The organism is Enterobacter chengduensis, from assembly GCF_001984825.2.
In the GTDB taxonomy this organism is placed as follows: domain Bacteria; phylum Pseudomonadota; class Gammaproteobacteria; order Enterobacterales; family Enterobacteriaceae; genus Enterobacter; species Enterobacter chengduensis.
In genome coordinates this window covers 1,924,447-1,937,468 of sequence record NZ_CP043318.1, presented here as the reverse complement: position 1 = coordinate 1,937,468, position 13,022 = coordinate 1,924,447, and the positions used below count along the sequence as shown (strand labels likewise).

The following is a 13,022-nucleotide window of genomic DNA, read 5'->3' as shown; positions in this document are numbered from 1 at the left end:
AGTTGTTGGTATTCATCACACGCGCCAGCGTTGGCGCGATTATGCGCACGAACATCAGAGGGTTGGCTTCCTTGTAAGCCATTGCTTGCACTATCGGATGACGATACGGAACAGCTACGCGCACCGTTCAGCACGTCGGTCGAATCAGATTCTTGAGGGAGGGGGGAAAATTGAGTGGTGAGGAAATCGCTGCCGGAGTCTGAGCCTCCGCGCCGGGTGCTGCGGTTGTTATGTTTACCTTGTCCAGTACAGGACGCAACCATACGCGATCTCCATAGTGATTCAGCATCACTGCCGGGAACTACCGCTGTCTTATCTTAAGTACATCAGGAGTTATCATAAATGCAACATTTATTTTACCTTGATGCAACTTTTAAGACTGCTCCTGCAGCGAATTCAGTCTCATATAGGAATATTACAGAAATATAACAACAAGATAGTCATAGGAAAAAATAATGTCCCCGCGAACGATTGCGGGGACGATTATCAGGCTTCAATAAGACCCTGAGCCAGATACGCGCTGCTGTCGCGCACGCCCGGCAGGGCAAAGAAATAGCCGCCGCCGATAGGCTTTATGTACTCTTCCAGCGCTTCGCCGTTGAGCCGCTTCTGCACGGTCAGGAAGCCTTTTTCCAGATCGTGCTGATAGCAGACGAACAGCAGCCCCATATCGAGCTGGCCGGAGTTGGTCACGCCGAGCGAGTAGCTGTATCCCCGACGCATCATCAGGCTGGACTGCGTCTCTTTGGTGCGCGGATTAGCCAGACGAATATGGCTGTCCAGCGCGATGGTGTCGCCATTGGGATCGCTGGCGTAGTCGGGCACGTCATGCTCGTTCTTCATGCCGAGCGGTGCCCCGCTCTGCTTGTCGCGGCCAAAAATGGTCTGCTGCTCTTTGAGCGGCGTGCGGTCCCAGAACTCCACGTGGAACTGGATAATCCGCACCGCCTGATAGCTGCCCCCCACCGCCCATGCCGGTTCGCCCTGGTCGGCAGTGACCCACACCACCTCCTTCATAAGCGCACCGTCGTGGCTGTCCGGGTTGGCCGTACCGTCCTTAAAGCCCAGCAGGTTCACCGGCGTCTCTTTCCCTTTACTGCGCGCAGCGTGGTCAGAGATAAACCCTTCCCGCTTCCAGCGCACGCTGAGCAGATCCGGCGTGTGCTTGATGATGTCGCGCAGGGCGTGGATCACCGTATCCTGGGTATTGGCGCAAATCTGCAGAAGCAGGTCGCCGTGGCACAGCGCCGCGTCGAGAGAATCATTCGGGAAGCGCGTCATTTTTTGCAGCGCTTTCGGCTTCTGCTTTGCCAGCCCGTAGCGCGCATCAAACAGCGATTCCCCCAGCGACACGGTAATGGTCAGGTTATCCGGGGCGATAAACGGCCCCAGAATGCCGGAGTCCATCGGCGGCAGGCGCGGGTTCGGCGTATCCGGTGCCGGCCCGCCGACGGTAAGAAACGCGATGCGCGTCGTCAGCAGGCGGAACAGGCGTTGCAGATCGGCCTTATCGCTGGCCAGCGAATCAAAGGCCACCAGCATCATCGACGCCTGCTGCGGCGTCAGAATACCCGACTGATGATCGCCGTAGAACGGCTGCGTCTCCATGCGGGCATTGGGTGACAGCGTGCCGGGCGCGCTTTGCGGTTTCGCCGCATGCGCCACCGGGCAGCCGCCTGCAAGGGCAAGCGCGCCGCCCAGCGCCCCTACCCCTTTTAACAACCGACGACGGGAAGGTTCTACCTCGTCGAACTTGCCATTCTTGTTCATCGTGCTTAGTCCAGACCCAGTACGCCGCGCAGCAGGGAGAGATCTTCCGCCAGGGCGGTAATCGGGCCTTTCAGCGCGTTACGGTCCGCGTCGGTCAGCTTATCGTAAGTTTCAAACCCGTCTTTGGTGCGGTACTTCGCCAGAATGGTATCGACTTTTTTGAAGTTGGCGTCCACCTTGGCCAGCAGTTCGCCGTTCTCTTTCTGCAGCTGAGGGCGCAGCAGTTCGACAATTTTCTGCGCGCCGTCGACGTTGGCCTGGAAGTCCCACAGATCGGTGTGGCTGTAGCGATCCTCTTCACCGCTGATTTTACTCGCGGCCACTTCTTCAATCAGACCGGCCGCGCCGCCCACCACTTTTGACGGCGGGAAGGCCAGCTCGCTGATGCGCTTTTGCAGCTCCAGCACGTCGCCGTTCAGCTGCTCGGCGTATTTCTCCATCCCTTTGGTGGAGCCGTCGCCAAACAGGGCTTTTTCCAGACGGTGGAAGCCGGTGAATTTCGGATCGGCGGCCTTCTGCTCGTAGTCGTCTTCGCGGGCGTCAATGCTGCCGTCAAGGTCAGAGAATAGCTCGGCAATCGGCTCGATGCGCTCGTAGTGCTGACGGGTTGGCGCGTAGAGGGATTTCGCCTTTTCGATATCCCCGGCCTTCACCGCATCGGTAAAGGCTTTGGTGCCCGCCACCAGATCCGCCGTCTCTTGGGTAACGTATGCCTTATAGGCGGTAATCGCGTCGCCCAGGCTCAGCACCGCAGCGCCTTTCGCCGCATCGGCCGTCGCTTCACCTTTGACGATCAGCTTACCCTTAGGATTGGTCAGCAGGCCGCAGGTCATCTCATACTCGCCCGGCTGCAGGTTGGCGGTCATCTTCTGGCTGAAGCCAGGGGCGATGTTTTCGCGCTCTTCGACGACCAGCACCCCTTTCAGGATCTCCCACTCCAGCGCCTTCTGGCTGTGGTTCTGAATAATGAACTGGGTTTTGCCGCTGTTCACCGTGAGGGTCATCGGCTCACACTGCTTGTCGTTAACGGTGACCTTAACCTGTGGAACATCCGCGCCCCAGGCGGAGAATGCGGAAGCGAACAGCGCGGCAATGCCTGCGCATAACGCACTACGACGGAACTGAATTGCCATGACTCTTCCCTTTAAAAGTATGTTGTCACTAAATCAATGATTACGGCGCGACGCGCGTCGCTTGGGTGCCGGCACGCGGCGGCATAGCGAACAGCACCAGCGCCGGAACCAGATAAATAAAGTACATCGCCACTTCGCTGACGCTCGGCGTTTCCTGATAGCCGAAGATGCCTTCGAGCAGGGTGCCGGTCAAAGAATGTGTGGAGAGCACGTTGCTGAGGTCGAACGCCACGTCCTGGAAATGATTCCACAGGCCCGCTTCGTGGAAGGCGCGGATCGCCCCTGCCGCCAGCCCGGCCGCCACCAGCAGAATGAACAGGCTGGTCCACCTGAAGAACGCGCCCAGGTTCAGGCGGATACCGCCCCAGTACAGCAGGAAACCGAGCACCACCGCCGTGGCAAGACCCAGCACGGCGCCCAGCGGGGGCCAGATCCCCACATCCTGCTGAAACGCCGCCAGCAGGAAGAAAACAGACTCCAGCCCTTCGCGCGCCACGGCGAAAAAGACCATCATAATGAGCGCCCAGCCGTGGTTATTGCCTTTCTGCAGCGCGTTATCCACCGCCTGCTCCAGCTGCACCTTCACGTTACGCGAGACCTTACGCATCCAGAACACCATCCAGGTGAGGATGACGACCGCAATCACGGCGACAATCCCCTCAAACAGCTCCTGCTCCTTCTGCGGGAACTCGCCGGTGGTTTCGTTGATGAGGACACCTAAGCCCAGGCAGAGCGCCGCGGCAAGGAATACGCCAATCCACATGACGCCAATCCAGCGTCCGCGCTGGGTTCGCTTCAGATAACTGGCGATGAGGCTCACGATGAGGGCAGCTTCAAGCCCTTCACGTAACATAATGAGAAATGGAACAAACATGCCGACACCTTAAATGTTTATCGCGGTCAACTGATGCAAAGAAAGGTAAATTCTTGTGATAGTGATTATCATTACGGCAGAAAGAAACACAAGCGAAATGTGTGGTGTTTTGATGACGAGTTGTAAACGCCAAGCGTGATAATAGTTACCTGCGTAACGTTCAGGTTTATAAGTTATAGCGAAAATGCCCATTTACGGTTAATCAGCGCTGTGGCTAAATATCCGCCTCGAAAACCAAGTGAAAATAAACCATGTTTAAGATTGTCCATTTCCTGCTGGCGCTGGTCATTATTCTTGCGCTGGCCTGGCTGGTGAGTTTCGACCGCCGAAAAATTCGCATTCGTTATGTTTTACAGCTGATTGTCATTGAAATTGCCCTGGCGTTCTTTTTCCTGCACGCCGAAAGCGGCTTATTCCTGATTAAATACGTTTCCGGCTTCTTTGAATCCCTGCTGAAATTTGCCGGCGAAGGCACCAATTTTGTCTTTGGCGGAATGGGTGAAAAAGGGCTGGCGTTCATTTTCCTCGGCGTGCTTTGCCCGATTATTTTTATTTCCGCGCTGATCGGTATTCTTCAGCACTGGCGGATCCTGCCGATTTTTATTCGGGCGATCGGTACGCTGCTGTCGAAAGTGAACGGTATGGGCAAGCTGGAATCGTTTAACGCGATGAGCTCGCTGATCCTCGGCCAGTCGGAAAACTTCATTGCCTACAAGGGCGTGCTGGGCGATCTCTCCTCGCGTCGCCTGTTCACCATGGCGGCCACCGCCATGTCGACGGTCTCCCTGTCGATTGTCGGCGCTTACATGACCATGCTCGACGCCAAATTTGTCGTTGCGGCGCTGATTCTGAACATGTTCAGCACCTTTATTATTCTCTCCGTCATCAACCCGGCGCGCCCGGAAGCGGAGCCGGAGGTTAAGCTGGAAAAACTGCACGAATCCCAGAGCTTCTTCGAAATGCTCGGCGAGTATATTCTGGCCGGTTTTAAGGTGGCGATGATTATCCTGGCGATGCTGATCGGCTTTATCGCGCTTATTAGCGCCGTCAACGCCCTCTTCTCCAGCGTATTCAGCATGAGCTTCCAGCAGATCCTGGGCTATGTATTTTATCCCCTGGCGTGGCTGGTGGGTATTCCGCTGAGCGATGCCCTAAACGCGGGCAGTATTATGGCGACCAAGCTGCTGGCGAATGAGTTTGTGGCGATGATCGAGCTGCAAAAAATCGCGCACCAGATGTCCCCGCGCGGGCTGGGCATTTTGTCCGTCTTCCTGGTGTCGTTCGCGAACTTCGCGTCCATCGGCATCGTGGCCGGGGCGATTAAGGGCCTGAACGAGCAGCAGGGTAACGTGGTATCGCGCTTTGGCCTGCGTCTGGTCTACGGCGCGACGCTGGTGAGCCTGCTGTCGGCGAGCTTTGCGGGGCTGGTGCTCTGATGTATTGCCGGGTGGCGCTGCGTTTACCCGGCCTACAAAACAACAACGGCGGGTTATCCCGCCGTTTTTATTAAAACTGCACGCACACCGGCTGATCGACCCGCATCACCGACTCCTGCGCGAAGCGTGACTTATAAATCCCGCGTAACGCCTCGATGTTCTTCTCGCTCTGCGCATCTTTTCCGTGGATCAGCATCAGCGCTTTGCTCGGCTCGCGCGCCACTTTTCCGTCGTTCCCCAGCCACTGCCCCCGGGCATCAAATACCGTTAAGCCATCGCGAAAGCGCGGCGTCACGTCCAGGTCAACAAACTGCTGCCACTCGTTGGGGGTAATCTGCGCCCCGGCAGGACGGTTTAAGCCGAAATAGAGCGTGGTTTGCTGCATCTGGTTATCCGCTTTGCAGGTCTCCACCGCCGCGTGCTGCGACGGTACGGTGCATCCTGCCAGCAGCAATAATGCCCCTGCCATTAACCCTGTTTTGATTGTCATGCTTCGCTATCCTCATTGTTATAAGCACAGCGATATCAACGTAAATTGCAGAATTTAGCAAGAGAGGTTTATCCCCTCTCTCCTTTGGAGAGAGGGTTAGGGTGAGGGGGTGGATTATTCAGGCTGCAGCTTAGACGGCGGCGCGGAGTGGTAGTGCGCGTCTGCTTCAGCAAAGCGCTTCTGCATGGAGGCAGACGGGGCTTTACCCAGCAGGCTGAAGACCACGATGCCGATGCTGCCGAAGATGAAGCCCGGAATGATTTCGTACAGGCCCAGCCACGCGAACTGCTTCCAGACGATGACGGTCACCGCGCCGATGATCATCCCCGCCAGCGCGCCGTTGCGGGTCATGCGTGACCACATGACGGAGAACAGCACCACCGGACCAAACGCCGCACCAAAGCCCGCCCACGCGTAGCTCACGAGGCCCAGCACGCGGTTTTCCGGGTTGGCCGCCAGGGCAATCGCCACCAGCGCCACCACCAGCACCATAAAGCGCCCGACCCACACCAGCTCTTTCTGGCTCGCGTTCTTGCGCAGGAAGGCTTTGTAGAGGTCTTCGGTAATCGCGCTGGAGCAAACCAGCAGCTGGCAGCTAAGGGTAGACATCACCGCCGCCAGGATCGCGGAGAGCAGGATGCCGGCAATCCACGGGTTAAACAGAATCTGCGCCAGCTCGATGAACACGCGCTCCGCGTTCTGGTTCACCGCGCCCGCCTGGGCCGGGTTGTTGTTGAAGTAGGCAATACCGAAGAAGCCGACCGCACACGCCCCCGCCAGACACAGGATCATCCACGTCATGCTGATGCGGCGCGCGTGAACGATAGTGTGGTGAGAATCCGCCGCCATAAAGCGCGCCAGAATGTGCGGCTGGCCGAAGTAGCCCAGACCCCAGCCCATCAGCGACACGATGGCCACGAAGTTGAGGCCTTTCAGCATGTCGACGTTTTCAATGCTCTTCTGCTTGATCACTTCCAGCGATTCGCCAAAGCCGCCAACGGTGAAAATCACAATCACCGGGGTCAGGATCAGGGCAAAGATCATCAGGCTCGCCTGCACGGTGTCGGTCCAGCTTACCGCCAGGAACCCGCCCACGAAGGTATACAGGATAGTCGCCGCCGCACCGGCCCACAGGGCGGTTTCATAGCTCATGCCGAAGGTGCTTTCGAACAGACGCGCGCCCGCCACGATGCCGGAGGCGCAGTAGATGGTGAAGAACAGCAGGATAACCACCGCCGAGATGATGCGCAGGATGCGGCTGTTATCTTCAAAGCGTCCGGTGAAGTAGTCCGGCAGCGTCAGGGCGTTATTGTTGGCCTCGGTGTGCACGCGCAGGCGGCCTGCCACCAGCTTCCAGTTGATCCACGCGCCCACGGTCAGACCGATGGCGATCCAGCTTTCCGAGATACCGGAGATGAAAATCGCGCCCGGCAGGCCCATCAGCAGCCAGCCGCTCATGTCCGATGCGCCCGCAGACAGCGCGGTCACCATCGGGCCTAAGCTGCGTCCGCCCAGAATGTAGTCGTCAAAGTTTTTCGTTGAACGCCACGCCAAAAACCCTATCAGGATCATGCCAAAAATATAAACGAGAAATGTCACCAGCATCGGTGTGCTAATAGCCATGCAAATTCTCCAAAAGTGTCGAGCGACAGCCGTCCGGGCTGCCTTGTTATATGATCACCGGAACGTGGTGACGGTATCTTGTGTTTCGATGAGGCGCGCTATCCTGCCGTATGCGCCTCCCGCTGACAAACGATTTAACACTGCATTTACATCAAATTCATCCCCGGTTTGATACGAGTTTCCTATAGGTTGCACTTGCTCACGCTTTTACGGGTTGCACCTTTTAAAACTGTTAACTCCCGCATAAAAACTGACTTCCGGCAAAACCGTCAGCGCGTTTTTCCAGCTAACCATTCGTTAACAATCCATTCATTTTCTGGGTTGCAAACCAGGTCACATTTAACACGGTTGCACAAAGTTGCAACATGGTGGATATTTCACGCTAACGACCAAATACGATAAAAGCACAACAGGAGCTTTGGCATGGGTATGACCACCATGGGGGTGAAGCTGGATGACGCCACCCGCGAACGGATTAAGACCGCAGCAACCCGCATTGACCGCACGCCGCACTGGTTAATTAAGCAGGCGATTTTTAACTATCTCGAAAGGCTCGAGAGCGACGAGGGCCTGCCGGAGCTGCCTGCCCTGCTGGCCGGTGCGGCCAATGAAAGCGAGGAAGCGCCCGCCGCTGGCGACGAGAGCCATCAGCCGTTCCTCGAGTTTGCCGAGCAGATCCTGCCGCAGTCCGTCAGCCGCGCCGCCATTACCGGCGCCTACCGCCGTGCCGAAACCGACGCCGTGCCGATGCTGCTGGAGCAGGCCCGCCTGCCGGAAGCCATTGCCGCCCGGGCCCACGACCTGGCCTATCAGTTAGCCGACAAGCTGCGCAACCAGAAAACCGCCACCGGCCGCGCCGGGATGGTTCAGGGGCTGCTGCAGGAGTTCTCCCTCTCCTCACAGGAAGGCGTGGCGCTGATGTGCCTGGCGGAAGCGCTGCTGCGTATTCCGGATAAAGCCACCCGCGACGCGCTGATCCGCGACAAGATCAGCAACGGCAACTGGCATTCGCACATTGGCCGCAGCCCGTCGCTGTTCGTCAACGCGGCGACCTGGGGCCTGCTGTTTACCGGCAAGCTGGTGTCGACCCATAACGAAGCTAACCTCTCCCGCTCCCTGAACCGCATCATCGGCAAGAGCGGCGAACCGCTGATCCGCAAAGGCGTGGACATGGCGATGCGCCTGATGGGCGAGCAGTTCGTCACCGGAGAAACCATTGCCGAAGCGCTGGCGAACGCCCGCAAGCTGGAAGACAAAGGCTTCCGCTACTCGTACGACATGCTCGGTGAAGCGGCCCTGACCGCCGCCGACGCGCAGGCCTACATGGTCTCTTACCAGCAGGCGATCCACGCCATCGGTAAAGCCTCCAACGGCCGCGGCATTTATGAAGGCCCGGGCATCTCCATTAAGCTCTCCGCCCTGCACCCGCGCTACAGCCGCGCGCAGTACGATCGGGTAATGGAGGAGCTTTACCCGCGCCTGAAGTCCCTGACCCTGCTGGCGCGCCAGTATGATATCGGCATTAACATCGACGCCGAAGAGGCCGACCGTCTGGAGATCTCCCTCGATCTGCTGGAAAAGCTGTGCTTCGAGCCAGAGCTGGCGGGCTGGAACGGCATTGGCTTCGTTATCCAGGCGTACCAGAAGCGCTGCCCGTTCGTTATTGACTATCTGATCGACCTGGCCAGCCGCAGCCGCCGTCGCCTGATGATCCGTCTGGTCAAGGGCGCCTACTGGGACAGCGAAATCAAGCGCGCCCAGATGGAAGGGCTGGAAGGCTATCCGGTCTATACCCGCAAGGTTTACACCGACGTCTCTTACCTCGCCTGCGCGAAAAAGCTGCTCGGCGTGCCGAACCTGATCTACCCGCAGTTCGCTACCCACAACGCCCACACCCTGGCGGCGATCTACAGCCTGGCCGGGCAGAACTACTATCCGGGCCAGTACGAGTTCCAGTGCCTGCACGGCATGGGCGAACCGCTCTACGAGCAGGTGACCGGTAAGGTGGCGGACGGCAAGCTGAACCGCCCGTGCCGTATCTATGCCCCGGTAGGCACCCACGAAACCCTGCTGGCGTACCTGGTGCGTCGCCTGCTGGAAAACGGCGCGAACACCTCCTTCGTGAACCGCATCGCCGACACCACCCTGCCGCTCGACGAGCTGGTGGCCGACCCGGTGCAGGCCGTTGAGAAGATGGCGGCGCAGGAAGGCCAGATTGGCCTGCCGCATCCGAAGATTGCCCTGCCGCGCGAGCTGTACGGCAAAGGCCGCGTCAACTCGGCGGGTCTGGACCTCGCCAACGAACACCGTCTGGCGTCCCTCTCCTCTGCCCTGCTCAACAGCGCCCTGCAGAAATGGCAGGCGAAGCCGATCCTCGAGCAGTCCGTTGAGGACGGCGACATGCAGCCGGTCATTAACCCGGCAGAGCCAAAAGACATCGTCGGCTACGTGCGGGAAGCCACCGACGCGGAAGTGGAACGGGCCCTGGACAGCGCGGTGAATAACGCCCCAATCTGGTTCGCCACCCCGCCGCAGGAGCGCGCCGCCATTCTGGAACGCGCCGCGGTGCTGATGGAAGACCAGAAGCAACAGCTTATCGGCATTCTGGTGCGCGAGGCGGGTAAAACCTTCAGCAACGCCATCGCCGAAGTGCGCGAGGCGGTCGACTTCCTGCACTACTACGCCGGTCAGGTGCGCGATGATTTCGACAACGAAACCCACCGCCCGCTCGGCCCGGTCGTCTGTATCAGCCCGTGGAACTTCCCGCTGGCGATTTTCACCGGCCAGATTGCCGCCGCCCTGGCCGCTGGCAACAGCGTGCTGGCAAAACCGGCAGAGCAGACCCCGCTGATTGCCGCGCAGGGCATCAACATTCTTCTGGAAGCGGGCGTACCGGCGGGCGTGGTTCAGCTGCTGCCGGGCCGCGGTGAAACCGTGGGTGCCAGACTGACCTCCGATAACCGCGTGCGCGGCGTGATGTTTACCGGCTCGACCGAAGTGGCCACTCTGCTGCAGCGCAACATTGCCACCCGCCTGGATGCGCAGGGCCGTCCTACGCCGCTCATCGCGGAAACCGGCGGCATGAACGCCATGATCGTGGACTCCTCTGCCCTGACGGAACAGGTGGTGGTCGACGTGCTGGCCTCCGCCTTCGACAGCGCCGGTCAGCGCTGCTCCGCCCTGCGCGTGCTCTGCCTGCAGGACGACGTGGCGGACCACACGCTGAAGATGCTGCGCGGCGCGATGGCCGAATGCCGCATGGGTAACCCGGGCCGTCTCACCACCGACATCGGGCCGGTGATCGACGCGGAAGCCAAAGCCAATATTGAAAACCACATTCAGGCCATGCGCGCGAAAGGGCGTCCGGTGTTCCAGGCGGTGCGTGAGAGCAGCGAAGATGCCCGCGAATGGCGGAGTGGCACCTTTGTGCCGCCAACGCTGATCGAGCTGGCAAGCTTCGACGAGCTAAAAAAAGAGGTCTTCGGCCCGGTGCTGCACGTGGTGCGCTACAACCGTAACAACCTGAACGAGCTGGTTGAGCAGATCAACGCCTCCGGCTATGGCCTGACGCTCGGCGTGCATACCCGTATTGACGAGACTATCGCCCAGGTGACCGGCAGCGCGAAAGTGGGCAACCTGTACGTCAACCGCAACATGGTTGGCGCGGTCGTGGGCGTGCAGCCGTTCGGCGGTGAAGGCCTTTCCGGCACCGGTCCGAAAGCGGGCGGTCCTCTCTACCTGTACCGTCTGCTGGCGAACCGTCCGGAGAACGCCCTGGGCGTGACGCTGGCGCGTCAGGACGCAGACTATCCGGTCGATGCGCAGCTGAAAACCGTGCTCACCCAGCCGCTGGAGGCGCTGATCGCCTGGGCGGAAAAACGTCCTGAGCTGCGGGCCGTTGCCCAGCAGTATGGCGAGCTGGCGCAGGCGGGCACGCAGCGTCTGCTGCCGGGGCCAACCGGCGAGCGCAACACCTGGACGCTGATGCCGCGCGAGCGCGTACTCTGCGTGGCGGATAACGAGCAGGACGCGCTGGTGCAGCTGGCGGCCGCGATGGCAACCGGGTGTGAGGTACTGTGGCCGGAAGACGCGCTGCATCGCGACCTGGCGAAACAGCTGCCGAAAGCGGTCTCGGCCCGCATTCGCTTCGCGAAGGCCGATGCGCTGCTGACCCAGCCGTTTGATGCCGTCATTTATCACGGTGATTCCGACCAGCTGCGCGAACTGTGCGAGCAGGTCGCGGCCCGCAGCGGGGCGATTGTATCGGTGCAGGGCTTTGCGCGCGGGGAAACCAACCTGCTGCTGGAGCGTCTGTACGTGGAGCGCTCGCTCAGCGTCAACACCGCGGCGGCAGGCGGTAACGCCAGCCTGATGACCATCGGTTAATCGTGTAAACTTTCCCCGGTGGCGCTACGCTAACCGGGGCGACAAAATCACCGTAGGCCGGATAAGCGCAGCGCATCCGGCTTTTTTACATGGAGGGGATGATGAAAAGAGTATTTCTCGCAGGTGCCGCACTGCTGCTGAGCGCCAGCGCGCTGGCCGACGAGTGCGACAAAGCGACCACCCAGCTTGAGCTGAATACCTGCAGCGCGCAGCAGTACCAGGCTGCTGATAAAAAGCTCAACCAGACCTATCAGGCCGCCATCAAACGCGCGGCAGCCCCCCAGCGCGATCTGCTGAAAAAAGCGCAGCAGGCGTGGATTACCCTGCGCGACGCGGACTGCGCGTTTATCGGTTCGGGGACGGAAGGCGGGAGCGTACAGCCGATGATTGTGAACCAGTGCCTGGCGGAAAAAACCGTGGAGCGCGAAGCGTTTCTGGCCTCGCTGATGCAGTGTGAAGAGGGCGACTTAAGCTGCCCTCTCCCGCCGGGCTGACGAGGCAGAGAACTCTTCCCTCTCCCCTCTGGGGAGAGGGCCAGGGTGAGGGGAACTAGCGCACGCGGATCCCTTCAATAATCATCCGCTGCACGTTTTCCAGGGTGCTGTGGAAAAACGCTTCGTCCTGCAGCGTTTTCCCGGTGACCGCCTCAACCTGGGCCGCAAAGTCAGCGTAATGCTGGGTGGCGGCCCAAATCATAAAGATCAGATGCTGCGGGTCGACCGGTGCCAGCTTTCCGCTGGCGACCCATCCGGCAATAATCGCCGACTTATCGTCCACCAGCTGTTTTAAATCCCCCGTCAGTTCAGCCTGCAGCAGCGGCGCGCCCTGCAGCATCTCAAGACAAAACAGGCGCGACGCCTGCGGGTAATCGCGCGACACCTCCAGCTTCAGGCGGATGTACTCTTTTATCGCCACCAGCGGGGCCAGCTCTGCGCGGAACGCCTTCAGCGGCGCCAGCCAGATATCGAGGATCTGCTGCATCACCGCGACATACAGCGCCTCTTTCGACGGGTAGTAGTAGAGCAGATTGGTTTTGGAGACCCCGGACTGCTCCGCTACCTGCTCCAGCCGCGTGCCGTGAATGCCAAACTGTGAAAACGTCTCCAGCGCCGCGCTGAGGATCGCCTGCTTCTTGGCGCTCACCGCCTGCGAACGTTTACCTGGTGTTTTCACTGCGCCTTGCGTCATTCCCGCTCTCCTTATTCTGCGTTGCCCTCAGCATAGCAAAACCCCCGTCTCGCCACGACATTCTGCACTCCCATCGCGCATGAATGCCTGTTTTCTGTGCAATGTTTTTGACCAGTTAGTCC

At 59.5% G+C, this 13,022-nt stretch carries 9 protein-coding genes; 3 read left to right on the top strand and 6 right to left on the bottom strand.

Annotated features, from left to right (window positions below):
• Positions 1-486 precede the first annotated feature (486 nt).
• From efeB to efeU, 3 genes are read right to left on the bottom strand one after another with little or no spacing between them, the layout of a single operon-like run.
• The gene (gene efeB / locus FY206_RS09465) at positions 487-1,770 is read right to left on the bottom strand and encodes an iron uptake transporter deferrochelatase/peroxidase subunit (protein WP_032639548.1); all 1,284 of its coding nucleotides are present in this window, start codon (positions 1,768-1,770) and stop codon (positions 487-489) included.
• Positions 1,771-1,775: 5 nt separating this feature from the next.
• Entirely contained in the window at positions 1,776-2,903 is a 1,128-nt protein-coding gene (gene efeO, locus FY206_RS09460; RefSeq protein WP_032639546.1) for an iron uptake system protein EfeO, read from the bottom strand.
• 40 nt (positions 2,904-2,943) lie between these two features.
• Positions 2,944-3,777 (bottom strand): iron uptake transporter permease EfeU, encoded by an 834-nt coding sequence (gene efeU / locus FY206_RS09455; RefSeq protein ID WP_032639544.1) that lies wholly within the window; start codon positions 3,775-3,777, stop codon positions 2,944-2,946.
• A 251-nt stretch (positions 3,778-4,028) separates the two neighbouring features.
• On the opposite strand from efeU, the gene FY206_RS09445 reads away from it, so the two are divergent.
• Entirely contained in the window at positions 4,029-5,213 is a 1,185-nt protein-coding gene (locus tag FY206_RS09445; protein ID WP_032639542.1) for a NupC/NupG family nucleoside CNT transporter, read from the top strand.
• 70 nt (positions 5,214-5,283) lie between these two features.
• Here FY206_RS09445 and FY206_RS09440 read toward each other — a convergent pair whose 3' ends face one another.
• Both FY206_RS09440 and putP read right to left on the bottom strand, forming a co-directional pair.
• Complete coding sequence (locus tag FY206_RS09440) at positions 5,284-5,703, bottom strand: DUF3574 domain-containing protein (protein ID WP_032639540.1); 420 nt, start codon at positions 5,701-5,703, stop codon at positions 5,284-5,286.
• A gap of 114 nt (positions 5,704-5,817) precedes the next feature.
• Positions 5,818-7,326 carry a sodium/proline symporter PutP gene (gene putP, locus FY206_RS09435; protein ID WP_032639538.1) on the bottom strand — a complete coding sequence of 503 codons (1,509 nt, stop codon included), beginning with the start codon at positions 7,324-7,326 and terminating at the stop codon, positions 5,818-5,820.
• 423 nt (positions 7,327-7,749) lie between these two features.
• Between putP and putA the strand changes: the two genes are divergently transcribed.
• On the top strand, positions 7,750-11,712 hold the full coding sequence (gene putA, locus FY206_RS09430) for a trifunctional transcriptional regulator/proline dehydrogenase/L-glutamate gamma-semialdehyde dehydrogenase (protein ID WP_032639537.1): 3,963 nt from the start codon (positions 7,750-7,752) through the stop codon (positions 11,710-11,712).
• A 101-nt stretch (positions 11,713-11,813) separates the two neighbouring features.
• Positions 11,814-12,206, top strand: coding sequence for a lysozyme inhibitor LprI family protein (locus FY206_RS09425; RefSeq protein ID WP_032639535.1), 393 nt, complete (start codon positions 11,814-11,816; stop codon positions 12,204-12,206).
• A 55-nt stretch (positions 12,207-12,261) separates the two neighbouring features.
• Here the strand turns inward: FY206_RS09425 and rutR are convergent, their stop codons facing one another.
• Entirely contained in the window at positions 12,262-12,900 is a 639-nt protein-coding gene (rutR, locus tag FY206_RS09420) for an HTH-type transcriptional regulator RutR (protein WP_014883312.1), read from the bottom strand.
• Positions 12,901-13,022: the final 122 nt, after the last annotated feature.